Annotated in this window: 21 protein-coding genes and 1 tRNA gene; 4 read left to right on the plus strand and 18 right to left on the minus strand. The window is 66.8% G+C overall.

Going from position 1 to position 24,773, the window contains the following annotated elements; translation table 11 throughout:
• Positions 1–3 precede the first annotated feature (3 nt).
• Positions 4–570 (plus strand): putative antibiotic biosynthesis monooxygenase, encoded by a 567-nt coding sequence (locus P73_RS14960; RefSeq protein ID WP_043870187.1) that lies wholly within the window; start codon positions 4–6, stop codon positions 568–570.
• A 138-nt stretch (positions 571–708) separates the two neighbouring features.
• Here the strand turns inward: P73_RS14960 and P73_RS14965 are convergent, their stop codons facing one another.
• The 10 genes from P73_RS14965 to P73_RS15010 form a co-directional block, all read right to left on the minus strand.
• Positions 709–1,743 carry a 2-hydroxyacid dehydrogenase gene (locus P73_RS14965; protein WP_043870188.1) on the minus strand — a complete coding sequence of 345 codons (1,035 nt, stop codon included), beginning with the start codon at positions 1,741–1,743 and terminating at the stop codon, positions 709–711.
• Positions 1,744–1,745: 2 nt separating this feature from the next.
• Positions 1,746–3,515, minus strand: a complete 1,770-nt coding sequence (locus tag P73_RS14970) for a thiamine pyrophosphate-binding protein (protein WP_043871785.1) — start codon at positions 3,513–3,515, stop codon at positions 1,746–1,748.
• A 34-nt stretch (positions 3,516–3,549) separates the two neighbouring features.
• Positions 3,550–4,326, minus strand: a complete 777-nt coding sequence (locus P73_RS14975; protein ID WP_052453313.1) for a maleate cis-trans isomerase family protein — start codon at positions 4,324–4,326, stop codon at positions 3,550–3,552.
• Between the two features lie 118 nt (positions 4,327–4,444).
• Positions 4,445–5,548 (minus strand): C4-dicarboxylate TRAP transporter substrate-binding protein, encoded by a 1,104-nt coding sequence (locus P73_RS14980; protein WP_043870189.1) that lies wholly within the window; start codon positions 5,546–5,548, stop codon positions 4,445–4,447.
• Positions 5,549–5,589: 41 nt separating this feature from the next.
• The gene (locus P73_RS14985) at positions 5,590–6,900 is read right to left on the minus strand and encodes a TRAP transporter large permease (protein WP_043870190.1); all 1,311 of its coding nucleotides are present in this window, start codon (positions 6,898–6,900) and stop codon (positions 5,590–5,592) included.
• The gene (locus P73_RS24490) at positions 6,897–7,472 is read right to left on the minus strand and encodes a TRAP transporter small permease (RefSeq protein ID WP_052453314.1); all 576 of its coding nucleotides are present in this window, start codon (positions 7,470–7,472) and stop codon (positions 6,897–6,899) included. The genes P73_RS14985 and P73_RS24490 overlap by 4 nt, the downstream gene beginning before the upstream one ends.
• Positions 7,472–9,538: a hydantoinase B/oxoprolinase family protein gene (locus P73_RS14995; protein ID WP_052453315.1), complete on the minus strand. Its 2,067-nt coding sequence runs from the start codon at positions 9,536–9,538 to the stop codon at positions 7,472–7,474. The genes P73_RS24490 and P73_RS14995 overlap by 1 nt, the downstream gene beginning before the upstream one ends.
• Positions 9,539–9,560: 22 nt before the next feature.
• Complete coding sequence (locus P73_RS15000) at positions 9,561–11,609, minus strand: hydantoinase/oxoprolinase family protein (RefSeq protein WP_043870191.1); 2,049 nt, start codon at positions 11,607–11,609, stop codon at positions 9,561–9,563.
• A 353-nt stretch (positions 11,610–11,962) separates the two neighbouring features.
• A complete protein-coding gene (nadC, locus tag P73_RS15005) occupies positions 11,963–12,814 on the minus strand; it encodes a carboxylating nicotinate-nucleotide diphosphorylase (RefSeq protein WP_043870192.1) in 852 nt (283 codons plus the stop codon).
• A gap of 252 nt (positions 12,815–13,066) precedes the next feature.
• The gene (locus tag P73_RS15010) at positions 13,067–14,548 is read right to left on the minus strand and encodes an aldehyde dehydrogenase family protein (protein ID WP_043870193.1); all 1,482 of its coding nucleotides are present in this window, start codon (positions 14,546–14,548) and stop codon (positions 13,067–13,069) included.
• 311 nt (positions 14,549–14,859) lie between these two features.
• On the opposite strand from P73_RS15010, the gene P73_RS15015 reads away from it, so the two are divergent.
• A complete protein-coding gene (locus P73_RS15015) occupies positions 14,860–15,681 on the plus strand; it encodes an IclR family transcriptional regulator (protein WP_043870194.1) in 822 nt (273 codons plus the stop codon).
• Positions 15,682–15,747: 66 nt separating this feature from the next.
• On the opposite strand, the gene P73_RS15020 is transcribed toward P73_RS15015, so the two are convergent.
• From P73_RS15020 to P73_RS15030, 3 genes are read right to left on the minus strand one after another with little or no spacing between them, the layout of a single operon-like run.
• Entirely contained in the window at positions 15,748–17,946 is a 2,199-nt protein-coding gene (locus P73_RS15020; RefSeq protein WP_202966910.1) for a PQQ-dependent dehydrogenase, methanol/ethanol family, read from the minus strand.
• 36 nt (positions 17,947–17,982) lie between these two features.
• Positions 17,983–18,390: a GlcG/HbpS family heme-binding protein gene (locus tag P73_RS15025; RefSeq protein ID WP_043870195.1), complete on the minus strand. Its 408-nt coding sequence runs from the start codon at positions 18,388–18,390 to the stop codon at positions 17,983–17,985.
• 34 nt (positions 18,391–18,424) lie between these two features.
• The gene (locus P73_RS15030; RefSeq protein WP_043870196.1) at positions 18,425–19,171 is read right to left on the minus strand and encodes an SDR family NAD(P)-dependent oxidoreductase; all 747 of its coding nucleotides are present in this window, start codon (positions 19,169–19,171) and stop codon (positions 18,425–18,427) included.
• 333 nt (positions 19,172–19,504) lie between these two features.
• On the opposite strand from P73_RS15030, the gene P73_RS15035 reads away from it, so the two are divergent.
• On the plus strand, positions 19,505–20,044 hold the full coding sequence (locus tag P73_RS15035; RefSeq protein ID WP_052453317.1) for a MarR family winged helix-turn-helix transcriptional regulator: 540 nt from the start codon (positions 19,505–19,507) through the stop codon (positions 20,042–20,044).
• Between the two features lie 175 nt (positions 20,045–20,219).
• On the opposite strand, the gene P73_RS15040 is transcribed toward P73_RS15035, so the two are convergent.
• Both P73_RS15040 and P73_RS26530 read right to left on the minus strand, forming a co-directional pair.
• Positions 20,220–21,209, minus strand: coding sequence for a TAXI family TRAP transporter solute-binding subunit (locus P73_RS15040; RefSeq protein ID WP_043870198.1), 990 nt, complete (start codon positions 21,207–21,209; stop codon positions 20,220–20,222).
• Between the two features lie 205 nt (positions 21,210–21,414).
• Positions 21,415–22,239: a universal stress protein gene (locus tag P73_RS26530; RefSeq protein WP_245629179.1), complete on the minus strand. Its 825-nt coding sequence runs from the start codon at positions 22,237–22,239 to the stop codon at positions 21,415–21,417.
• Between the two features lie 506 nt (positions 22,240–22,745).
• On the opposite strand from P73_RS26530, the gene P73_RS15050 reads away from it, so the two are divergent.
• On the plus strand, positions 22,746–23,522 hold the full coding sequence (locus P73_RS15050; protein WP_043870199.1) for an aminoglycoside nucleotidyltransferase ANT9: 777 nt from the start codon (positions 22,746–22,748) through the stop codon (positions 23,520–23,522).
• Positions 23,523–23,593: 71 nt separating this feature from the next.
• Here P73_RS15050 and P73_RS15055 read toward each other — a convergent pair.
• From P73_RS15055 to P73_RS15065, 3 genes are all read right to left on the minus strand, one after another.
• Positions 23,594–23,670 (minus strand) — tRNA-Pro (locus P73_RS15055).
• Positions 23,671–23,714: 44 nt separating this feature from the next.
• Positions 23,715–24,224 carry a DUF192 domain-containing protein gene (locus tag P73_RS15060; RefSeq protein WP_245629180.1) on the minus strand — a complete coding sequence of 170 codons (510 nt, stop codon included), beginning with the start codon at positions 24,222–24,224 and terminating at the stop codon, positions 23,715–23,717.
• On the minus strand, positions 24,208–24,744 hold the full coding sequence (locus P73_RS15065) for a cold-shock protein (RefSeq protein WP_043870201.1): 537 nt from the start codon (positions 24,742–24,744) through the stop codon (positions 24,208–24,210). Before P73_RS15065 ends, P73_RS15060 begins: the two co-directional genes overlap by 17 nt.
• Positions 24,745–24,773 lie beyond the last annotated feature (29 nt).

The following is a 24,773-nucleotide window of genomic DNA, read 5'->3' on the forward strand; positions in this document are numbered from 1 at the left end:
CGGATGACGAACTGTTCGAACGACCTCGCCCGCCCCGCCCCGCCGCCCGCCGCGGCCGCGCCACGGGGCTTTACCCTCTCCGCCTCCGCCACGGCGGAACGCGCGGCGGGACTGGCCGCGGACATGAGCGAGGCACTCGCCGCGCTCCGGCGCAACCCGCTCGTCGACAGCATCGAATTCCGCGAAAAAAGATCCGAGACCGGGCACAGGTTCCAGATCACCGTCCACGCGCGCGCGCATCCCGAGACGGATGAAAACCCGCTCGGGGAGCTGATCCGGGAGTTGCAGGACGCGCCGGACGTCGATGTCGTGACCGAGACGAGCTGCCTGTCGGCGCTCAAGAACAAGCTGCCGCACACACCGCTGCCGCCCTTCTGGAAACGCTGGCTCGTGAGCATGATCGCGGTCTATCCCGCGCTGATCGTGATCTTCTACATGCTCCGGCCGGTGGCGGCGAACCTGCCGACGCCGCTGTCGCTGTTTCTGGTCGCGTTCTTCCTGACCGGGCTGAATGCGCGCTATATCCTGCCCTTCCTCAACCGGCGCCTGCCGCGCTGGCTTTTCACCTAGAATCTTCACATTAAAAAGGCGGGCCGCCGCACAGCGCCCCGCCCCTCGCGCGTCCGGATCGCGCGGGTGTCCCGGTCCCTCCTGACGAGAGAGGGGAATGATCCGCCGGCCGGAGGAGCGCTCCGGCCGGCGGTTTCGTCAGGCCGTCAGGCCGTCGAGCCGCTTGCGCCAGTCGCCTTCGACCTCGGGGTTGCGCGGATAGAGCGGCAGTTCGCCGCGCATGATCCGCGTCGCGTTCTCCACCAGCACATCGGGCATGACGGTATAGAGGTCCACCGTATGCCCGAGGATATGCGGCGTGAGGATCACCCGCTCGAGCGACCTGAGCGGATGGTCGTCCGGCAGAGGTTCGGTCTCCGTCACGTCGAGACCGGCGCCGCCGAGATGGCCCTCGCCCATCACCCGCACCAGCGCATCCTCGTCGATCAGCCCGCCGCGCGAGGTGTTGATGAGGATCGCGTCGGGCTTCATCGCGCGCAGTTCCGCCTCGCCGATCATGCCGCGGGTCTCGGCATTGAGCGGGACATGCAGGCTGATCACGTCGGCCTGCCCCAGCACCTCCTCGCGCGACACGAGCCGCACGCCCTCGGGCGCGGTCTCCGGCGTGAGGAAGGGATCGTGGATCAAGATTTCCGACGGATCGAAGGCCCGCAGGCGTTCGACCACACCGCCGCCGATCCGGCCGGAGCCGATCAGGCCGATGGTCCGCCCGCGCAGCATGCGGGCGTACATCTGCTGCGGCCGGCCCGCGTTCTCGCGCAGGAGACGCTCGGATTCATGCAGCCGGTAGAGCAGCACGAGCATCAGCATCACCGTCGCCTCAGACATGGCGAGGAAGTTCTCCGGCGTCGCGCCGTTCGCGACCATCAGCCCGCGCGCGGTGCAGGCCTTGAGATCGACCGCATCGACCCCGATCGTAGGGAAGACCAGCGCGCGCAGCCGCGGCGAGGCGTCGAGATCCTCCTCGCTCAGCCGCGAGCGTGAGCTGGCCACGATGATGTCGACATCCCCGAGCAGCGACTGGCGCTGCTCGGGGGTGAGGCGCAGGGGCACGCCGGGCGTGATCGCAGGACCACGCACGACATCCCATCCCTGCCCGTCCAGCGTGGCGGAGGCGCGGTCGAGCACCTCCTCCAGCACCGGATCCTGAGCGATGTAGATCTTCGGAGCCATCGTCATTCGCTCCGCGTCAGGCCGGCGACCATGTTCGGGTTGTAGCCCGGCTGGACGCGGGCGTCGATCACCACGCTCTTGCCCTCCTTGACCAGTTCCAGACCCTTCTTCACCGCCTCGACAAGCTCGCCCGCGGTCGAGACCGGGCCGATTCCCTCGCAGCCCTGGGCACGCGCCACGGCCGCGATGTCGATGTCCGGATCGCCGATCCGCTGGCCGATCCACTTGTTCTCGACCGGACGGTTGCGGGCGACCGCGACGCGCTCCTGGTGCACCTCGTCGTTGTAGAAGGAGCGGTTGTTCGACACCACCGCAAGGAAGGGCGTGCCGTAATGCGCCGCGGTCCAGAAGGCCGAGGCGGCCATCATGAAGTCGCCGTCGCCAAGCACCGCCACCGGCACGCGCCCGCTGTCCTTCAGCGCCAGAGCCGCGCCGATCAGCATGCCCGGACCGGAGCCGATGCCCGCGCCGCCGTCGGAGCCGAGGAAGTCGAGCGGGTGGCGGAAGTGCCAGGCCTCGCCCGCCCAGCCGAGCGGCAGGCGCACCATGCTGGCGCAGACGCCGTCGAGCCCTTCGCCGAGCGCGCCCGCGAGCGTCATGATGTCGAGCGGCGTCTCCGCAGAGGGGGCCGACAGCGCGGGCTTGACCGGCTGGTCCGCCGGCTCGGTCCCCGCCCCGACACCGAGCGCATCCGCGATCGCGTGGGTCGCGCGGTCGGGCGCGCAGGCGAGGTGCAGATCGGTCGCCGGCATTGCCTGATGCTCCATGCCCCAGCCGTTGTGGAGCTGGTGGTCGAGCGAGACCTGGATGACCTTCGCCTCGACCTTGCCCGCGAGCTTCAGCGTGCCGGCGAGGTCGAGCCAGTCGAGGCTGAGGATCACATCCGCCCCGCGCAGCACCTCACCCGCCGCATCGTCGATGAAGAAGGCGGGCTTGCCGCGATGCTGCGCATGGTCGGTCGGGAAGGAGGCACCGATGCGGATGTCGGTCAACACCTCGGCGCCGAGCGCCTCGACCAGCGCCACGCGCCGCGCCCAGTCGGCGGGATCGCGCGAGACGCGGCCCGCGAGCACCACGGGTTTCTTCGCGTTTTTCAGCAGCTCGGTGGCCCGCGCCACGCCCTCGGCGGAAGGCGCGGCCGGCAGCGGCGGCTGGTAGCGCGCATAATCCGGCAGGGCCGGCACGGACTGGTGCTGCTTCTCCTGGATCGACACGTCGAAATTCACATAGGTCGGGCCGGTCGGCTCCGTGCGCGCGATCATGCTGGCGCGCACCATGGAGTCGATTGCCGCCTCCATCGAGCCGGGCTGGTCGTCCCATTTCACGTAGTTGCGGATCATCGCCGCCTGGTCGCGGCAGGTGTGCAGCCAGTCGATCCACGGCCGCCGCAGCGCCGCATCCACCGGACCCGTCGCGCCGTAGATCAGCACCGGCACCCGGTCGCACCAGGCATTGAAGATCGCCATCGTCCCGTGCATCAGCCCCACGTTGCTGTGCAGGATCACCGCCAGCGGCTCCCCCGTCACCTTCGCATAGCCATGCGCGATCGCCACCGCGTGCTCCTCGTGCAGGCACAGGAGCATCTGCGGATCGTGGTTGCCCAGGTGGTTCACCAGGCTGTCATGCAGCCCCCTGAAGCTCGATCCCGGATTGAGCGCCACATATTTCACGCCAAGGCCGCGCAGAACCTCCGCAAAGATATCGCTCCCCCAGACCCCGTTGCCCTCCGACGGGACAGGCGTTTCAACGCGCGTTGGTTTCTGTTCGCTCATCATGTTACTCCATGTTCTGTTTCGCGTTTGTGGTTCAGTGTGCGCCGAGCAGGCGGCCGAAGCCTTGCGGCCGGTCCGGAATACCCGCCTTGCGCAGCATGTGCCAGGCCATGACCTGATTGCTCGTGATCACGGGCTTTCCGAGCACGGCCTCGAGCCGTTCGACGACGGGAAGCGACCGGATCGCGGTGCAGCTGATGAAATAGGCATCCGCCTCCGTGCTCCGGTGCGCGCGCGTCATGTCGTGCCAGCGCTCCGGATCGACCCGCGCCATCTCGTCGGTGGTGTTCAGGCCGGCGCCGAAGGCATCCGTCACGGCGATGCCGTGCCGGTTCAGGAAGGCGACCTCGCTCGCGACGATATGATCGAGATAGGGCGTCACCAGAACGATCCGGCGCGCGCCGAGCGCGGCGAGCGCGGCGACGGCCGCTTCCGACGTGGCCACGACCTCCCGGCCCGAGGCCTGTCGCGCCCGTGCGAGGATGTCGGCCTCGGCATCCGCATCCGCCATCGACACGGCGGTGCAGTGGAAGCCGATCAGGTCGGGCCGGACATCGGCGACGAGCGAGGCCGCGCCCTCGATATCCTGCGTCATCGCCGCAAGCTCCTCGGGCGAGCTTCCGGTCAGCCGCAGCCGCGTGACATGCAGCGAAATATCGGCGGGCACCATCGCGGCGAGCTCGCCCTCCGCGACGCTGTTGCCCGAAGGCATGAGGATGCCGAAACGCGCGCGCGTGCCGAACCGGATCGTGCCGGCCCGTCCGGCGGGCGCGCTGTCGGTGGTGGTCTGCTGTGGGGTCGGTCTGGCCATCTGTCCTTCCAGTTGAGTTGGGCCGTTCAGCACGGCGGACGCGCGCCGGCACAAGCGGGCGCGCGTCATGTCCGGAAACCGTCGCGCCGGTCGGGCGCGGGCCGTCCGGATCGCCGGGTCAACGCTCGAGCTTCGAGAAGATCTCCTGTTCAAGCAGCGCGGTAAAGCCCTCCACATCGCCCTCGACGCCCTGCACGAGACCGTTCCAGCGCTCGAGCGTGTCGATATGCTGCTGGACGATCTCCTGCGCGTTCTCCGATCCGCCGAGCTGGACGATATCGTTCGCCACCGCCTCGAGCTCATGGGCGCGGAACTCCTCCATCGCCGCGTTATAGGCCTCGTCGGGTTGCCAGAAGACGATGCCCTTCTCCTCGCCTGCCGCGCGGGCGGAGGCTTCCTGGTCGGCATAGGTCTTGCTGATCTGGGCGATACGTCCGGGGATCGCGGCGAGAAGCGCCTCCCGGTTGGCCTCGTCGAGCCCGTCGACCGTGTCGCGGTTGAAGATGAACTCGCCGAGGCCGTGATAGCTCCCGATCGGCTGATCGACGATGCCGCGCACGGAATCGATCAGGCCCAGCGTGTCGAGCCAGGCAAGGTTGCCCACGGCGCAATCGACCTGCCCCTGCTGGAGCGCGGGTCCGACCTCGCTCGCCGGCAGCGCCACCGGCACGGCGCCGAGCGCGTTGACGAGCCGCACGGCGAAGCCGCCTGTCACCCGGACCTTCTTGCCGGACAGGTCGGCGAATTCGTCGATCGGCCGGGCGCACATCATGTACCAGGGCGAGGCGGCGTGACCGCCCAGCCAGACCGCGTTCTGCCGCTCGAGATCGGCGATGCACTCCTCGCAGTTCAGCATCATCGTCTCGTTCGTCGCCCCGGCCGCGGCCCAGAAGTTGTCCGCGAAGGGCAGCAGCTCCGGCAGCATGGCAACATGCGGGATCTCGCTCGAGTTCAGCGTCGGGACGATGAAGCCGCCGTCGACGAGGCGGTCGCGGATGCCCCCGAGCGTGGCCTGGCCGCCGAGCATCTGCCCGCCGACGAAGACCTGGGTCTCGAGCCCGCCGTCGGTCTCCTCCGCGAGCCCGTCGAAGAAGGCCTGGGCTTCCGTCGCCTCGATGGCAAGCGGCGGCATGAAGGTGTTGTACCTGAGATTGTCGGCGCCGGCCGCGGTTGCCGCCCCGGCGACCGCGGTTCCGATCAACAGTCCGAACCATTTTTGCATGTGCGTTTCCTCCCTTTTTTGAGCCGGGCGAACCGGCCGTTTCACAGACCCATGACCCTCGGTAAGAACAGTGTAATGCCGGGAAATGCGATCAGCAGTCCGATCACCAACAGATCCACCACGAGGAACCACAGGACGCCCTTGAAGATCGTCGTGAGCGGGACGTCCGAGCCGACGAGCGACTTCACGGCGAAGACGTTGAGCCCGACGGGCGGCGACATGAGGCCGATCTCGACGAATTTCACGATCAGCACCCCCATCAGCGTCAGGTCGAGCCCGACCGTCTTGAACATCGGCAGCATGATCGGAAGCGTCAGGAACAACAGCCCCAGCGGATCGAGGAACATCCCGAGCACGAGATAGCAGGCCCCCGCCAGCAGGATCACGCCCAGCGGCGAGACATCCGCGTCGGTGATGAGCTGCGCCAGGAACATCGGCAGGCCGGAGAAGGCGAGGAACCGCGTCAAAAGCACCGCGCCGAGCACGATGAAGAACAGCGTGGCCGTTCCGACGAGCGCGTCCCAGAAGCTCTCCTTCACCACCTTCCAGGACAGGGTCCGGTTCGCGAGCGCGATCACGAAGGTCAGCGCGGCCCCGAAGGCGCCGGCCTCGGTGGCGGTGACGATCCCGCTGTAGATACCGCCGATGACGCCGAGGATCAGCACCGGCAGCGGCCAGATGCCGGCGGTGGCGACGAGCTTCGTGCGCAGGTCGGTCTTCTCCACCGCCCCCGGCGCGAGGCCGGGGCGCAATCTTGCGCGCACGATGATCATCGCCGCGAAGGCGACCGCCGAAAGCAGGCCCGGAATGATCCCGGCCACGAAGAGCTTGATGATCGAGGTCTGCGCGAACACGCCGATCAGGATCATCAGCACGCTCGGCGGGATGAGCGAGCCCAGCGTGCCGGCGGAGGCGACGACGCCCGTCGCGAGCCCCATGTCGTAGCCCGTCTTCCTCATTTCCGGCAGTGCGATCCGGCCCATGGTCAGCGTCGTCGCAAGGCTCGATCCCGAGGCCGCGGCAAAGCCCGCGCAGGCGAAGTTCGTCGCCACCGCGACACCGCCCGGCAGCCAGCCGAGCCAGAGCCGCGCCGCATCGAAGAGCGATGTCGTCAGCCCCGAGCGGAAGGCGAGCGCGCCCATCAGCAGGAACATCGGGATGGCCGACAGCTCCCAGTTGGCGGCGGTCTCGAAGGGGATGAGGCTGAGAATGCTGAAGGCGGCGTTCCAGCTCGTCACCACCGCGATCCCGACGAAGGCCACGAGCCCGAGCGCCAGCCCGATCGGGACGCGCAGCGCGATCAGCAGGAGGGCGATCCCCATGCCGCAGAAACCTATGGCAAGAGCACTCATAGAGACGTCACCTTCTTCTCGTCCCTGTCGGGATCGGGTCCGTCCGGGATGTCATGCCGGATGAACCGCTCGATATCGACCGCCAGCCCGAGGCCGGAGACGATGACGAGCAGCCCCATCGCCAGGACCGGGATCCAGCGCGACGGCCAGGTCGGCAGGAAGAATGCCGCGGTCTGGATCTGCTCGTTGATCCCGGTCGCGCGCAGCGCCTCGGCGCCGGTGCGCCAGGCGAGCAGCACGCCGAAGACGACCATGAGCAGCGACGTCAGGCAGTCGAGCAGGACGCGGGATTTCGCAGAGAGCATGTCGCTGACCAGGCTGGCGCAGATGTTCTGGTCGGTGACATGGACGAAGGCGATCGGCAGGAAGATCAGCGTCACCATGTAGTAGCGCGACACGATCTCCGTCGTGCCCGAAAGCGGCACGCCGGAGAGATAGCGCAATCCGACATCCGCGACGACATGCACGACCATGAGCGCCATCACGATGCCCGAGACCGTCACCGCGATCTCGCTGATCCTTCTGCCTCCGCGCAGCGCATTCCCGAGCGGGCTGTTCGTGGGCACAGCCATCACGAGGCCTTCGAGACTTCGGGACGGGAGGCCGCTCCGCCCGCGGTGGACCCGCCCTGCGCGATCCCCGCCGGCACGGTCTCGCGCCAGCAGCGGTCGATATCCGCAGCCGAGAGCGCGCCGCCGTTCCTTTCGTCGCTGAGCCGTTGCGCCGCGGTCCAGAGGCGCCGGCGCATCGAGGCGCGCAGCGGGACCGGAAGCGTGAAGACATGCCCGATGAGGCGGCTCCAGGCCTCGGCGGTCCAGACGGCTTCGTAGGCGTCTCTCTCCGCTCCGTAGTTGAACATCTCCGTTCGCTCCTGTGCCGCCTTCTCACGTCGCAGCCGTTCGGTCGCGACCTGGTCCAGGGCTCCATCGTGCACGATCACGCCGTAGATGTCATGCGCCGCCTCGGGCGACACGAGCCCGTTTCGAAGATCGTGAACGACCTTCGCCGGATCGCGTTCGAGCGGCGAGCCATATCCGCCGCCGCCCGGCGTGAGCACGCGCAGGATATCGCCGCAATCGACGTTGAGCGAATCGATCTTGTCGAGCGGTTCGAACCGGTCTTCTCCGGCCCGTTTGATGAAGACTGACGCCTTCTCGCCGCAATGGCCGCCCATCAGGCCCCAGGGCCGGAAGCGGTGCCGCTCCTGTCCGCGCGCGGTGACGAGACAGTCGTGTTCCAGCACCTCGAATTCGAAGACGATGCCGAGACCGCCGCGATACTTGCCCGCGCCGCCGGAATCCGGGCGCAGGGCATAGGTCAGGATGCGCACGCCCGACACGTTCTCCACGATCTCGATGGGGCTGTTGCGCAGGTTCGCGATGTCCACCACGTCACGCGCATTGAGCCCGTCGCCGTCCTCGTGCCCGCCGGTGCCGCCGACCATCGGTTCAAGAACGTTCACCTTCAGCCCGCCCTTGGCGAGATCCGGCTCGGTGAAGACGATGGGCGCGATATAGCCGGCGCCGGCCGCGGGGATGACCTCCGGCAGGGCCTGCGCCAGCGCGCCGCGGATCGCGTCCTGCACCCGCACGCCCGTCGTGGTCCGCAGGCCCACCGCCGCCGGCGCCTCGCAATTCACCACGGAGCCGGGCTCGGTGACGACCTTCACCGACCGCATCAGGCCGGCGTTGACGGGAATGTCCCGGTCGATCGTCAGCAGCACGAACATGATCGTGTAGACCAGCCAGGGATGCGCCTGCCCGTCGGAATAGATGTTGAACGCGGTGCGGAGCTGGGAATCGGTGCCGGTGAAATCGACGGAGATCTCCTCGCCCGCGACGGTCAGCGCGACGCAGAACTTGATCGGGATTTCCGACACCACGTCGTCGTCCAGATAGTCCGAGAACCTGTAGGTGCCGTCGGGAATGCCGGCGATCACCGCGCGGGCGCGCATCTCGCTGTAGTTCAGCACGTCGCGCATCGCGTCGACGAAGCCTTCCATGCCGTATTTCTCCACGCATTCGTCCACCCGGCGCTCCGCGACGCGCAGCGCCGTGACCATCGCCTTGAGATCGCCCCAGTTGTCGTCGGGAATGCGGCAGTTGCAGAGGATCAGGTTCAGCAGCTCCTCGTTGAGCTCCCCCGCCCTGTAGAGATGGGAGGGGGGAATGCGGATGCCTTCCTGGTAGATCTCGTAGCTCGAGGGCGACAGGCTCCCGGCCACGCGCCCGCCGACATCAGTCGAATGCACATAGGCATAGGCGAAACAGACGAGCTCGCCGCCGGAGAAGACCGGCGCCAGCAGGCTGACGTCGGGCAGGTGCGAGGACAGGCCGGCGCTGCGATAGGGATCGTTGCAGATGAGGATGTCGCCCGGTTCGAACCTGTCGAAGCCCTCGATCATCTTCCTGAAGTTCAGGTTCGCGAACATCGTGATCCCGATGCTGTGCGGGTAGCCGAAGATTTCGCCGTCGGGGGTGACGAGCGCCACGCCGAGATCGGCGGTCTCGTTCACGAAGGCCGTGTGGCCGGTGCGTTGCAGCGAATAGCCCATTTCCTCCGCGATCGAGCGGAAGCGCTGAACGAAGATGTCGAGCTGGGCCGAATCCGTGCGCAGCGAAGAGATTTTCTGTGTCATGTCTGTGTCCTCCACGTCGCGATCACGCCGCCTTGGTCAGAAGAAGGTTTCCGGCGCTGTCGCAGCGCGCGACGAAGCCGGGGGTCACGATCGTGGTCGTGTCGAACTGCTCGATCACGGCCGGTCCGGCGATGATGTCCCCGTCGCAGATGCTGTCGCGGCTGTAGACCGCGGCCTGATGGCCCTGCCCGCCGTGGTAGATCTCGCGATGACCGGTGCTCTCGAGCGCCTCGGAGGCCGCGCGCTGTCGGGCCGGCGGCAGTGTCGGCTTCGGCCGGCGTCCGAGCACCTTCACCCGCAGGGAGACCAGATCGACGGCGGCGGCCGGATCGCTGTTGTGATAGAGCGTCTCGTAGGTCTCGTGGAACTTCCGGGCCAGCAGCTCCGGCGTCAGATCGCCCGGCGCGACATCCGCCGGCAGGGTCACGTCGACGTCGAAGGCCTGTCCACCGTAGCGCATGTTGGCCGAGCGTACGATCTCGACCCGCTCGATCATCGGGTTCTCCGCGGCAAGGTTCTCCCTGCCCTCCTCCTCGAGCTCGGCATAGATCGCCTGCACGCTCTGGAGGTCGAGCTCGGCCAGCGGTCGGCGCAGGCTGCGGATGTAATTATACTGGTAATCCGCGATGGTCGCGCCCAAGGCGCACATCGTCCCCGGCGAGGGCGGCACGAGGATCTGGCCGATGCCCACCTCCTCGGCCAGCAGACAGGCATGGGTCGGCCCGGCGCCGCCGAAGGCGATGAGGGTGAAGTCGCGCGGATCGAGCCCGCGCTTCGTCATCATCGGCAGGATCGCGCTCGTCATCGTCGCGGTGCCGAGGCGCAGGATCGCCTCGGAGGCGGCCTCCGGCGAACAGCCGAGCCGTTCGGCGATCCGGCCCACGGCCTCGACCGCGTTCTCGCGTTTCAGATGCAGCGTGCCGCCCGCGAATTTCTCGGCGTCGATGAAGCCCGCGACCATATAGGCGTCGGTTACGGTGGCATCGGTGCCGCCCCGGTCGTAGCAGGCCGGCCCCGGTTCCGCGCCGGCGCTGTGCGGCCCGAGCTTGAGGATGCCGAAGGGATCGAACCAGGCGATGGAGCCGCCCCCCGCGCCCACGGCGAAGACGTCCACGGTCGGCATGACGATGGGGAAATCCCCGATCTCCGCATCGGTGGAATAGACCGGCTCATTGTCGCGGATGATCGAGAAATCGGCGCTGGTGCCGCCGATATCGAGCGTCACCGCATCGGCCACCCCGCTGAGGCCGGAGACATAGGCCGCCGCCACCACGCCCGAGGCCGGCCCCGACAGCATGGTGTTCACCGGCTTCGCCTTCGCGCTCTCGGCGCTGAGCACGCCGCCGTTCGACTGGGTGATCTGCAACGCCGTGTCGAGCCCGACCTCCTGCGTGTCGATCACGAGATTGTCGACATAGCGGCTCATGATCGGCTGCACGAAGGCGTTGAGCGAGGCGACGCTGGCCCGTTCGTATTCGCGGATCTCCGACCACAGGTCGGAGGAGCAGGACAGGTAGAGGTCCGGCCGCGCCGCGCGGATCCGCTCCGCGATCTGCTGCTCCGCCGCCGCGCTGCTGTAGGAGCCGAGGAGGCAGATCGCGACGCTCTCGACCTCGGGCGCGAACCCGGCAATCGCCGCGTCGACCGCCGCGAGCCCGGCCGAAAGGTCGGTGTCGCCGCCGCGAAGCGGAATTTCGAACACGTCCTCGCGCGCGATGATCGCCTCCGGCAGGCTGGCCTTCAGGTTGAAGATGTCCTTCTTGCGCAGCCGCGCAATCTCCAGGATGTCCCGGTTGCCCTCGCTGACGATCAGCGCACAGCGCGCGCCGCGGCGCTGGAGAACCGCGTTCAGGGCGATGGTCTGGCCGTGAACGAAATAGGAAATGGCGTCCGGCGTGCTGCCGACAGATGCCATCAATTCGCTGATACCCCGCGCAACCGCCTGCGACGGCGACGAGGGCGTGCTCGCGACCTTGTGGGTGTGCGAGGCGGCACCGTCGAGCGCAAGCAGGCTCAGATCCGTGAAAGTCCCCCCGATGTCGATGCCAAGCTGGAAACGGCCTTCGCTCACATTGTCCTCCCAAACTTCCGTGATATTCCTCAATTCATAAATTGATTACACATTTCATAAATTAGGGTCAACCGCGAACCGGGAGCGACCGGCAAAGACTCCGGCGCATTTCCGCGCGCCGATGGTCGCGCCAATCGTCTCCGTGGGGATGAAAAACAAGGATCTCATGGGAACGGCTCCCTCTCCGCCCGCGCGGGGGCGGCCTTTGGGATGGCGATGCGGCGGCGCCCCGCCGCGCGGGGCATCGCCGGGCCTGGCTCCCGCTCACGCCATCCGGCTGCGCGGGAGGAGCAGGATGTCCAGAAGGCGCCCGCCACCGCTTCGGCCGCAGGCGCTCGGCCGGTCGGGCCGGATCAGAAATCCAGCCCGAAATCGACCGTGCCGGCCGAATGGGTGAGCGCCCCGGAGGAAATATAGTCGACGTTGGTGGCGGCGATCTCCTTCAGGCGGTCGAGACGGACATTGCCGCTCGCCTCGGTCTTCATGCGGCCGTCGATGCGCCGCACCGCGGTCGCCATGTCCTCGGTCGTCATGTTGTCGAACAGCACGGCATGCGCGCCGCCGACCTCGAGCACCTCGTCGAGCTGCCCGAGCCCGTCGATCTCGATCTCGACCACCACCATGTGCCCCGCATTGCGCTTCACCGCTTCCAGCACCGGACGGACGCCGCCCGCGGAGGCGATGTGGTTGTCCTTGATCAGGATCGCATCGGAGAGGGAAAAGCGGTGGTTGAAGCCGCCGCCGTGGAGAATCGCGAGCTTCTCGACGATCTTCATCCCCGGCGTCGTCTTGCGCGTGCAGGTGATCCGCGTTTCGGTGCCTTCGAGCTCGCGGGCATAGCGCGCCGTCAGCGTCGCCGTCCCCGACAGACGCCCCGCGAAATTGAGCGCGACGCGCTCGGCCGCGAGGATCGAGGCGGCGGCCCCCTCGATCGTCATCAGCGTGTCCCCCGCCTTGCAGGCGGTCCCGTCCGCGACGCGGATCTCGACCGCGAGCGTGGGGTCGATCAGCCGGAAGGCCAGCGCGGCCACCTGCATGCCGGAGACGACGGCGTCCTGCCGCGCGTTCAGCTCCGCACGATACCGCGTGCCCGCGGGAATGACGGCCCGCGTGGTGACGTCACCCGCGGCGCCGAGGTCTTCCATGATCGCGTTGCGGACCAGCGGCTCGAGGATGATGTCCGGGACATTGGCAAAACTGTTCACGTAAGTGCTCCTTCTTTGATGTCGCGCCCCCTCCGGCCGGTCTGCCGGCACCTGGAGGAGAGGATATGTCATGGCCTGCATCGGCGGGCGGCGCCGGGGTCCGAAGCGCGAACAGGGCCCGCGCGGGGATGCCCCGCGCAGACCCTCATGCGTCTCCATCCGTCAGGATGCGATCCCGCCCCTGCCCGCGCCTCGGCCGGACTGGCCATGCCGGGGCAGCGTCACAGGACCGCGGACCTCCGCGCCCCGCACTTACTGGCCGGAAAGATTGATATGGACGTTTTTCTCGTGGGTAAAGGCAATCAGCTCGCCGATCCCCTCCTCACGGCCGATCCCCGATTGCTTGACCCCGCCGAAGGGCGCGCCGAGGAAATGGCGGCCGACCTCGTTGACCCAGACAAAGCCCGCCTCGACCCGTGCCGCGGCGCGGTGCGCAGTGACCAGATCGCGTGTCCAGATGGCACAGGTCAGGCCGAGTTCCAGCCCGTTGACCTCGCGCAGCATCTCGGTCTCGTCGCTCCATTTGCGGACCGCCAGGACCGGGCCGAAGATCTCCTCGCGCGCGATGCGCATCTCGGGGGTCACGTCGGCGAAGATGGTCGGCTCGATGAAGCAGCCCTTGCCCAGCGGCCCGTCGGTGACGGCATTGCCGCCGGTGACGGCGCGCGCGCCCTCGCTCTTGGCCGACTCGATATAGCCCATCACCCGGTTGAACTGGTCCCGGCTGACGATGGCGCCCATCGTGGTCTCGGGGTCGGTCGGGATCCCCGGCTTGTAGCGCGCGATCTTGTCGGAGAGGTAGGACAGCACCTCGTCATGGATATCCTCATGCAGGAAGGCCCGGCTCGTCGAACCGCAGGACTGGCCGCACCAGCCGAAATTCATGCCGGCGACAAGGGCGTCGGCGATCTTTTCGGGCTTGCTGTCGGGATAGGCGATCAGCGCGTTCTTGCCGCCGAGCTCCAGCAGCACCGGCTTCACCGTCGAACTGGCGCTGCGCATCACCGCGCGGCCCGCGCCAACCGACCCGATCAGCGTCACCTTGGCGACGCCCGGATGTTCGGCCAGCGCCGCGCCCGCCTCGGTCCCGCCGGGCAGCACGCTGAACGTGCCCTTCGGCAGCAGCCCGTCGACGATCTCCGCGAGGCGCAGCGCCGAGAGCGGCGCCTGCACCGGCGGCTTGATGATCACGGCGTTGCCGGCCGCGAGCGGGGCGGCCATCTTGCCGCCGCAGAACATGAACGGGTGGTTGAACGCCAGGATGCGCGCCACGACGCCGAGCGGCTGGCGCAGCGTCATGTTCACCCGGTCGGGCCCCATCGGGATCGTGTCGCCCTTCATCTCGGTCACGAGACCGGCAAAGAGGTCCATCTGCGCCGCCGCAATGGCCGCGTCACCGCGCATTTCCGTATAGGGGTTGCCGCAGTTGGCCGCGTCGATCAGCGCCAGCTCGTCGCCATGCTTGCGCAGGAGGGCGGCGATCTCCTTCAGGATGCGGCCGCGCTCCAGCGGCGGCACGTCGCGCCATTCGAGAAAGCCGGCCTGCGCCGCCGCGACCGCCGCGTCCACGTCGGCCGTGCCCGCGGTGGCGACGGCGCGGATGACCTGTCCCGTCGCCGGGTTCAGCGTGTCGTCGTAGGAGCCGCTTGCCGGCTTGTGCCATTCCCCGCCGAAATACAGATCGACATGCTGCGGCAGCGACTGATCGACGTCAATTTTCAGAGCGTGCGTCAAGGTATGATCCTCCCTTTTTCTTGGGCCTGAAATAACTTAGATTTCTAACGGATGTCAAGGGAACGCACCCCTGCCCCGGCGTTTCCACGGCAGATTTTCGCACGAGGAGCCTGTGCATCCATGCACCGGAAAGGCGGATATGTTGAAAAATATCGCCACCGCGCCTGGAACGCCCCGGTCATGGCCTGCGAAAGCTTGACCGGGAAACGACATCATGTGCAGGAGGTTATACCCGCACGCGCAGGGATCTCCCGATCCGGGCCGGGGGCGGCCAAGTTTTTCACAGGCGCATTTTACAGGCAATTCGATACATGACCACTCAGCAAGCGAAGGAAACGGATGTGGAAGAAAAAGGTGGCGCCCGTCAGCACATTCAATCTGTCGTCGTGGGAGCCAGGCTGCTGGAGGCGCTGGTCCGCCGCAACGACTCGATGTCGCTCACCGCGATTTCCAAGGCGGCGGACATGGCTCCGGCCAAGGCGCACCGCTATCTCGCGAGCTTCATCGAGACCGGTCTGATCACGCAGAGCAAGACGACGGGATATTACGATCTCGGCCCGCTGTCGCTGGATCTCGGCCTCGCCGCGATCCGGCGCCTCGATGTGGTCGAACTGGCCTATCCGTTCATGGTCTCGCTGCGCGAGGAGACGGGCGAGACCGTGTCCCTCTCGGTGCTCGGGAATTTCGGGCCGACGCTCGTGCGCTGGGTGCCGAACAACGCGCCGGTGAACATCACCGTCAATGTCGGCTCCGTCCTGCCGCTGCTCACCTCCTCGAACGGGCGCGCCTTCGCCGCCTTCCTGCCGCCCGAGAAGGCCGACCCGCTGATCGAGAAGGAACTGGCCGAAGGCTCCGCCGCGCTCGAGGCCGCAAACATCCGCTCGCGGGCCGATGTCGACCGCGTGCTGAACTCCGTGCGCGAGAGCGGCGTCGCGGAAGCGGTGGGGCTGGTGCTTCCGGCCATCGCGTCGCTGAGCTGCCCGATCTTCGACCGGACCAACACCGTCGTGGCCGTGCTCACGGTGCTCGGGATCACCGGGATGATCTCCACGGAAAGGGACAGCCCGATATCGCAGACCCTCCGCAGGACCGCCGCGCGCATCTCCGAGATGCTCGGCGCGCGGATGGGCTGACCCGCCCCCCGTCCATGCGAAAGGGGCGCCACATCGTGACGCCCCCTCCTTCGTCTCGCGACCGGCCTACTGGTTGTTGGCCAGCTCTTCGCGCAGATCCTCGTTGCGGCGCGCGATATACTGCTTGAGCTCCTCCTGCTCCTCCTCGCTCAGCTTCGTGCTGAAATCGGGCATGCCCGAGCTCGCCAGCCCGCCCTGGAGGATGACGTCGAAGACCTCGTACCTGTCCTGCGACATGTAGCGCAGGTCGGGGACCACCCCGCCGCTGATCGCGTCGACCCCGTGGCAGGCCGCGCAATGGACGAGGAAGTTGAACGCGCCATGCGCGAGCTGCTCCTCGCTCATCTCGGTCTGGGCCAGGACAGAGGGTTCGGGAAGCGGCGACGGCGCCGGCGGCATCTCGGCCGTTCCGCCGAGCTTGAACACCATGACCTGCGCATTCGCCTGCTGTTCGGCCTGCTGGGCGACAGGACCGGAGAACAGCGTATAGCCCCCGCCCCAACCGACGGAGACGGCGATATACTGCTCTCCGTCGACCCGGTAGGTCACCGGCGCCGCGACGATCCCGGTGTTGACCGGCGTCTCGTAGAGCACCGCGCCGTCTTCCGCGTCATAGGCGAAGAATTCGCCCGCGCCGGTGCCCTGGAACACCAGCCCGCCCGCCGTGGTGAGCGTCCCGCCATTATACATGGCGGTGTAATCCTTGGACCAGCGAGCCTCCTGCGCCACCGGATCCCAGGCGATGAGGCGCCCGTGCCAGGCCTCCTGCATCTTCTCGCGATCCTCCAGCTTGGACAGGTCGGGAATGTCCTCCGCCGAGGGCCGGACCTCGCTCCCCTCCTCGGGCGGCAGACCCATGGTGATGATCGCGCCGAAGTTGTAGGTGCCCTTCTCCGCGGGCATCGGCGATTCATCGATCGCCTGGAAATACCACGCCCCGATCATCGCCGGGATATACATCAGCCCCGTCTCCGGGTTGAAGGACATCGGGTGCCAGTTGTGCCCGCCGAAGCCCGAGGGCGTCACGAGCTTGAGCTCGCCGTCGTCGTAGCGCGCGATCTCCTCGTTGAAGATCGGGCGCCCGGTCTCGATGTCGATCCCCTCGGCCCAGTTCACCGGCACGTAGTTCTCGGCCGAGATCAGCGTCCCGTCGGTCCGGTCAATCACGTAGAAGAAGCCGTTCTTCGGCGCCTGCATGATGACCTTGCGGAGCTCTCCGTCGATCTCGATATCGGCCAGCGTCATCTGCTGGGTCGCGGTGAAGTCCCACTCGTCCCCCGGCGTCGTCTGGTAGTGCCAGACATACTCGCCCGTGTCGGGCTTCAGCGCCACGATGGAGGAGACGAAGAGGTTGTCGCCCTCCCCCTCGCTGCGCAGCTTGCGGCTCCAGACCGACGCGTTGCCGACCCCGATGTAGAGCAGGTCCAGCTCCGGGTCGTAGGACATCGAATCCCACACCGTGCCGCCGCCGCCGTATTCGGCATAATCCGTGCCGAACCAGGTCTCGCGCGCCATCGCCATCGCGTCGTTTTCCGGCGGCAGCTCGGGATCGCCCGGCACCGTGAAGAAGCGCCAGGCCTCCTCCCCGGACTCCGCGTCATAGGCCGTGACATAGCCCCGCACGCCGTATTCCGCACCGCCGTTGCCGATCAGCACCTTGTCCTTCACGATCCGGGGCGCGCCGGTGATCGTGTAGTTCCGGCTGGCGTCGATCACCGTGTCCACGATCCACTCGACCTCGCCCGTCTCCGCATCGAGCGCGGCGAGGCGACCGTCGATCACGCCGACATAGACGCGCCCCTTCCAGACCGCGACCCCGCGGTTGACCACGTCGCAGCAGGCGGATGCAGCCACCTGGCGATCCACGTCGGGATCGTATTTCCACAGCAATTCTCCGCTCGTCGCATCGAGCGCATAGACTTTGCTCCAGGGGCCGGTGACATACATCACCCCATCGACGACGATGGGCGTCGCCTCCATCCCGCGGTCGTCGTCGATCTTGAAGGACCATGCGAGGCCAAGCTCATCGACATTCTCGCGGTTGATATCCGCCAGAGGGCTGTAGCGTTTCTCTTCATAGGTCCGGCCGTGCAGCAGCCAGTTGTCGATATCGTCATCGGCGGCGACCGCGCGCGCCTCGTCGATCTGACCTTTCGCCGGGGTGCCGTCGTTCGTTTGCGCGACGGCAAGGCCGGCAGGGGCAATCATCACGCATGACAGCCACGCAGCCCGGACCATTCCCGTCAGAAACAGGTTCCTGGACATGTTCTCTCCTCCCTAATGATGTGCAGAGGCCGGGGTTCAGCCGGCTGTGCGCTCTGCGGCTGCGACACCGGCGGTTGCCGCCGCCGTATCCTGATCGGTCGAGCCCCCCGCGACGCCGACCGCGCCGATGAGCTGCCCGTCCCTGCGGATCGGCAGTCCTCCGGCAAAAACCACCGGCAGGCCGCCATGGGTGGTCTGGAACCCGTAATAGGGCGCCCCCGGCTGCACGGCGCCGAGCAGGTCGCCGCTCGGCATTCCCATCGCGGCGGCGGTAAAGGCCTTCCCGCGCGAGATCTCGATGCTCGCGAGCGGCGCACCGTCCATGCGGGCGAAGGCGACGAGGTTGCCCCCCGCGTCGAGGATGGTCACGCTCGAGGGCGCTTCGCTCGCCTCGATGGCTTCACGCAGCACACGGGCCGCGAGGTCGTAAGGAAATGTGGTCAAGGTCTCCTCCTGTCTTGCTGTTCCACGAAAGATGTCAGACGACGCCGCCATCGACGCCGATGGCCTTGCCGGTCAGGTAGCTGGCCTCGTCGGAGGCCAGGAACACGTAGGTCGGTGCGATCTCCGGCGGCGTGGCCTGCCGCCCGAGGGGAACGGTGGCGCGGATCATCGCGTCATGCGCCTCGGTGCCGCCCATCTGCCGGATCACCGGACCGTTGAACGGCGTGTCCACCCAGCCCGGACAGACGGCGTTGACGCGAATGCCCCGCGGCCCGAGTTCTGCCGCCGCGGCGGTGGTGAACAGGATCTGCCCGCCCTTGCTCGCGCAGTAGCCCGACACGCCGGGCGCGCCGCGCAGGCCGGCCGCCGATGAGGTATTGATGACCGACGCACCCGCCGACAGGTGCGGCAGTGCCTCGCGCAGGACCAGGAAGGGCCCGCGCATGTTGACGCTCATCTGTAGATCCCAGTCCTCGACCGAGGCCTCTTCGATGCTGCTCGCGCGCTGCACACCGGCATTGTTCACGACGATATCGAGCCCGCCGAGCACCTCGAGCGCCGCGGCGATCCCCTGTTTCACAGAGGCCTCGTCGGAGACATCCATCTGAAGTCCTGTGCAACGCGCGCCGATCTTTCCTGCGGCTTCACTGGCGAGATCTCCATTCAGGTCGAGGATCACCACCTGCGCGCCCTCCCGGACGAAGGCGTCGGCCACGGCAAAGCCGATCCCCTGCGCGGCGCCTGTGACAATCGCTTTTTTTCCAGACAAACGGTCCGTCATTATGCGTTTTCTCCTCCTGATCCGCGGCGGGATGACAGGAAGGCTCCCTCCGTCGCCCGTCTCCCAGCATGGTTCCGCACCGGATCATTTCTTTTTCCGTAATTGATTTACTTATTATAAAATACGATCCGCGCTTGTCACTGATTTTTTCCATTTCGCCTCATATTGCAGGATGCGAATGAACCCGGCGTCCTGCCGCTCCCCCTTCCCGCGACCGCGGGTCGCACCGCGAGCCCGCCCGAGGGGCGAAACCCCGCCGAAGTTTTGGTTGCCAAGCGGTGTTCCGGCCTGCATGCTCTTGGCAACATCGGGTTTTATTGGTTTAGTCTCCGGATGAACGAACAAACCAAATGCGTCAGCCCTGATCTCGGATCAGCGAGACCTGACGAACGCCTTGCGAGGCTCGTGCGCCTCGCCGCGCGGGGATTCAACCGCTCTCTCCAGATCCGGCTGAACACGCAGAACGTGACCTTCGGCCAGTGGATCTTCCTGCGGATCCTGTGGAAGGAGGACGGGCTGTCGCAGCGCGAGCTGAGCGAACGGGCGCATCTGACGGAGCCCACGGCCCATACCGCCCTGCTTCGGATGGAGGAACTTGGGTATATCGTCCGACGCAACGTCGAGGGCAACAAGCGCCGCCAGCATGCCTTCCTGACGCCAAGGGGCTGGGAGCTGCGCGACCTGCTCGAACCGCTGGCGATCGAGGCGAACGATCTGGCCGTCGCGGGCCTGAGCGAGGAAGAGCAGCGCACTCTGCGCAAGGCGCTTGCACTCATCATCCGCAACCTCGAACGCGACGAGGCCGAGGCGGCCCGCCGCGGCATCCGCGTCCCGCCGACCAAGGGCAAGAGCACCCCCGACCAGATCGGCTGACAGGGCATCGCCCTCCGGCCTGCGCCACCCGTCGCCCCGCGCCATGGGTGCAACGGCTGTGCCTGCACGCCCCGCCAGGTGTCGCGCGAGACCCGCGGCCATGATCAGGCGGCCATGAAAAAGCCGGCGCACCGTTTCCGATGCGCCGGCTTCTTATTTTCGGGAATTCAGGATCTTATTCCAGCAGCCCGAGCTCGGTATAGGCCCGCTGCGCGCCCGGATGGAAGGGCAGCGTGGTCTGCGAGACCAGAAGCTCGGGAGTGAGTTCCTTCATCGAGCTGTGCACGGAGCGAACCTCGTCCATGTTCTCGACGATGTCCTTCGCGATGGTGTAGCCGGATTCCTCGTCCAGCGCGTCCGAGGTGATCAGCAGCGCACCGAGGGCAAGCGTCTGGACCGCCTCCGGCTGGTTGCTGTAGCTCCCCGCCGGGATCTCGAACGGCGTCGTGCCGAATCTCTCGTTCGTCTGGTCGATCACGTCCTGCGGGACCTGAAGAACCACGACCTCGGTGTTCCGGTCGACGCTGAGGAAGGACGAATGGCCGACGAAGATGCCGTTGGTGACCATGTCGATCCGGCCGTCGGCCATCAGGTCGGCCTGCTGCGCCGAACCGCCGCGCACCATGGTGCCGCCATTCGCCCTGATCGTCTCCTCGTCGAACCCGGCCGCGTCGAGCATGAAGCTCGTGATATTGGCCGTCACGTTCCCGGCGTTGTTGTTGCCGACCCGGATGGACGCGCCCGAGGAGGCAAGGTCGTCAAGGCTGTCGATGCCGTATTCGTCGGCGATCGACTTGCGCAGGAAAAAGTGCATCGGCGCCCAGTTGTACATGTAGCCGATGGCCTGGAGATTTTCGACCGGCCCCCGGAACGGCTCTGCGCCCTCGAGCGCCAGCTTGATCTCCGCGTCATGCGCGAGCCCCAGATCGGTGCGGTTCGCCTGAAGCAGGGCGATATTGGCAAAGCCGCCGCCCGTGGCCTGGTAGGTGACGACCCCCCTGGGGTCGGAGGCCTTCACGGCGCGGTCGACGCCGGCCCCCAGAAGGGACCACAGACCCGACGGGTTGCCCCCCGAAAGCGTCACGTTGACGCTTTGCGCCGTGACACCGCTGCCGAGCACGGACATGCCGAGCGCAGCAAAAAACATGGTAAGTTTGCGTTTCATTATCTTCCTCCCTCTTTAGGTAGCTGCATAGAGGCACTGTGCCAGGTGCCTAATATTAGATATCTATGTTGCTTTTTCTTTTCTAGCCGCGCTCACCCGGCCAGTCAACGACCAAGTCGCGCCCTCCTCTCCGGCCCACGGCCGCCGCCCGGCCGCCGCTTTGCGGCCGGAACACGGCCCGCGCCGGGGCGCGGCCTCGATGCGATCAATGCGACATGAAGACCGGAACCTTGGCGGTGCGGAGCACCTGATGGGTGACGCCGCCGAACATGTCCTGGGAAAACTTGCTGTGCTCGTAGGCACCCATGACGATCAGCTTCGCACCGATCTCGTCGGCGGTCGTCTGAACGACATCCGCGATGCTGCCGCCGGCCTTGGTGCGGTGGATATGTTCCGCCTTGACCCCGTGCCGCTCCAGATGCCGCGTGATCCAGGTCGCGTCGGGAAGTTCGTGCAGCACGTTGCCGACGGTGACAATGGACACCTTCCGCGGCTTCTCCTCGAGCACCGTCATCGCATCGTTGATCGCCCGCGCCGCCGAGCGTTTGCCGTCCCAGGCGACGAGCGCGTGGCTGGCCAGCGTCTCGGCCTCGTAGCCATCGGGCACCACCAGCACCGGACGGCCGCTGCGCAGGGCGATGATGTCCGGGCTCACCGCGCGATATTCGTCGTTCCGCAGCTTCGGCTGATAGCCGGTTACGATGAAATCGAAATTCCGCGCAATCTCGGTCGGGGCGAACTTGCTGACGCTGTCGGGCGGAAGGAATTCGGACCGCTCCACAATGCCGCCGGCGGCCGCCTCCTCTTCGAACTGCGCCCGAAGCTCCGCCACCCGGCTGCGCTCGACCTCCTTCAGCTTGGCGCGAAGATCTCCGCCCACCGCGAGGACCTGGTCGACATAGGACCACGTGCCGCCATAGAGGCCCGTCAGCCACGCGTCATGCCGCTTGGCGATCTTCACCGCATAACGCAGGCTGCTGAGAAACGCCGTGTTTCCCGTATGTGCCAACAAAACATTCTTGATGCTCATGGTTGCCTCATTTTGCGCCGATACCTGATCCTGCTTAGATGAAATATATTTAGATGTCTATGATTATGTTGCCGGTCCGCATCCGGCACGAGCAGGCGGAGCGGCGAAATCGGCGCCCCTTCTCCGCCGAGATCCCGCCACATCCCCCGGCCCGGCGCCGCCGATCGACGGGTCGGCGGCCGGTCACTCATCGGACGGGGTCAGATCAGGATTCCAGACGATGTCGCACACATGCCCGTCCGGGTCGCGCCCGCTCGAACGGGGGCCGGGCCAACCTTCCCGAGCCTGACCTGTTTCAGACAGCGAAAGGCTAGCCATGTGGATGCCGGGCGTCAACACCGACACCGATGCGGAGATCTCGCCGAAAAACTCCCTCGCGGGCAGGCCGCAGGCTCAGCGCTTGACCTGTGGTCTGCTTCCGGCTTCGAGGCCGCGGCAAGCCCATCCGAGCCCCCCCCGGACAGAGCTGCCTTCCGATGATGAGCCATGGCCGTTAGAAGAACATCATGCAGAGGGCACCCCATCAGACAGAACAGATCCAGTCGGCTTTGCTGATCTTGCAGCGCAGTCTCGGCGATGCGCTACTCGGTGTGTATCTGCATGGGTCGGCAGTGTCGGGCGGCCTCCGGCCGCAGAGCGACATTGATCTTCTGGCAGTGGTTGAATCCGAGCTGACCGGGAACCAGCGCAACGGTCTGCTGAGGAACTTGCTGCACCTTTCCGGACGCCACCCTGCCGTGCCCGGAGGCCCACGCTGCCTAGAGGTCATGATATTTCGCCGCTCCGACCTTGCCCGAGGCGACCACCCAGTGCGGGCCGAATTCGTCTATGGAGAATGGCTGCGGGACGCGTTCGAGGCCGGTGAGAGCCCGATGCCTGAACACGATCCCGAGTATTCACTGGTGATCGCACAGGCCCGTCAGCAGGCCATTCCCTTGCTCGGACCGCCAGGGGATGACCTGCTGCCAGAAGTTTCGCCGGAGCATATCCGTCAGGCCATGCGCGGTGCGCTGCCGGATTTGCTGGATGGATTGCATGGGGACGAGCGCAATGTCCTGCTGACGCTTGCGCGGATGTGGCACACGGCCAGCACCGGGGTGTTCGTCACGAAGGATGCCGCCGCCGACTGGGCGATTCCGCGCCTCTCGGCCTCGGATGCCATGACACTGGATTATGCGCGCCGGGCGTATCTTGGTGAGATCACGGACGATTGGAGCAGCCAGGGTGACGCCGCCCGGCAGTTGGCAGGGCACATGGGCGGATGCGTCAGCAACTCGCTATAACCGGGATGGGCACCTCCCCGGTCATGTGCGACGGGCAAACCACGTGCCCCGGCTATCGACATCAGGAAAGATGGTCGGGGCGGCGAGATTCGAACTCACGACCCCCTGTACCCAAAACAGGTGCGCTACCAGACTGCGCCACGCCCCGACCGTGCGCCTGTCCTACCCGCTGCCGATGGCGTTGAAAAGAGGTTATTCGCCCGCGCAGGGCGCGGCGGCCTCCGCCCCGAAGACGGGATGGCGCAGCATGTCGCCCGGACCGATGCCGAGCGCCGCCGCGAGCCCGCCGTTGATCTCCAGCACGGCAAGCACCTCGTCGCCGCCGGGAATGGGGGTGCGGTCGAGCGGCACCGCGCTGTCATGCACCCGCGTCACCCGCCCCGTCCGGTCGGTGAAGATCATGTCGAGGGGGATCAGCGTGTTCTCCATCCAGAAGGCCACCTGTTGCGGCGCCTCGTAGACGAACAGCATGCCATGCGACTGCGCAAGGCTTTCGCGGTGCATGAGGCCGCGCGCGCGCTCCGGCGCGTCATCGGCGATTTCCACGCTGAAACGGGCCTGCGCCGCACCGCTCCCACCGTCGAGGATCACCACCTCGTCGGGCCGGCACGCCTCCTGCGCGGAGAGCGTGCCCGGAAGGACGAGCACGAACGCCCAGAGCGCCCGGCGCATCCGCCCTCCCCGCTCACGTTCCGATGTCATTTTCCCGCACCGCGCTGTCCCAGGCGGCAACATGGGCGGCCATCCGTCCGCGCCGCCCCTCGATCACGCGCAGCCCCACGGCCTCGCCCGGCAGGAGGTCGGCCAGGCCGGACCGGCGCAGCACCTCGATATGGATGAAGATGTCCTCGGGACGGCCGAAGACATTGGCAAAGCCGAATCCCTTGCCCTTGTCGAACCACTTCACCCGCGCGGGCTCGAGCGGCAGGTCACGCTCCGCGCCGATGATCTGTTCGAGATCCTCGAGCTGCGGACCGCCGGGATTTGCGGGCGGCGAGATCTCCAGCACTTCCACGGCCTGCACGCCCCGGTCGGTCTTCTGCACCGACAGGCGGATCACCGCCGCATCGGCGACGGAACTCTGACCGAAATTCCGCAAGACATTGGCATGCAACAGAATGTCCGGGCCACCGTCGTCCGCGACGACGAAACCAAATCCTCGCGACGGATCGAACCATTTCACATGGCCCGAGACGACTTTCCCCAAGTTCGTATCGTTCATTAGTCCATACTCAGACGGGCGGCGCGAGA

It is taken from the genome of Celeribacter indicus (assembly GCF_000819565.1).
GTDB classification, from domain to species: domain Bacteria; phylum Pseudomonadota; class Alphaproteobacteria; order Rhodobacterales; family Rhodobacteraceae; genus Celeribacter; species Celeribacter indicus.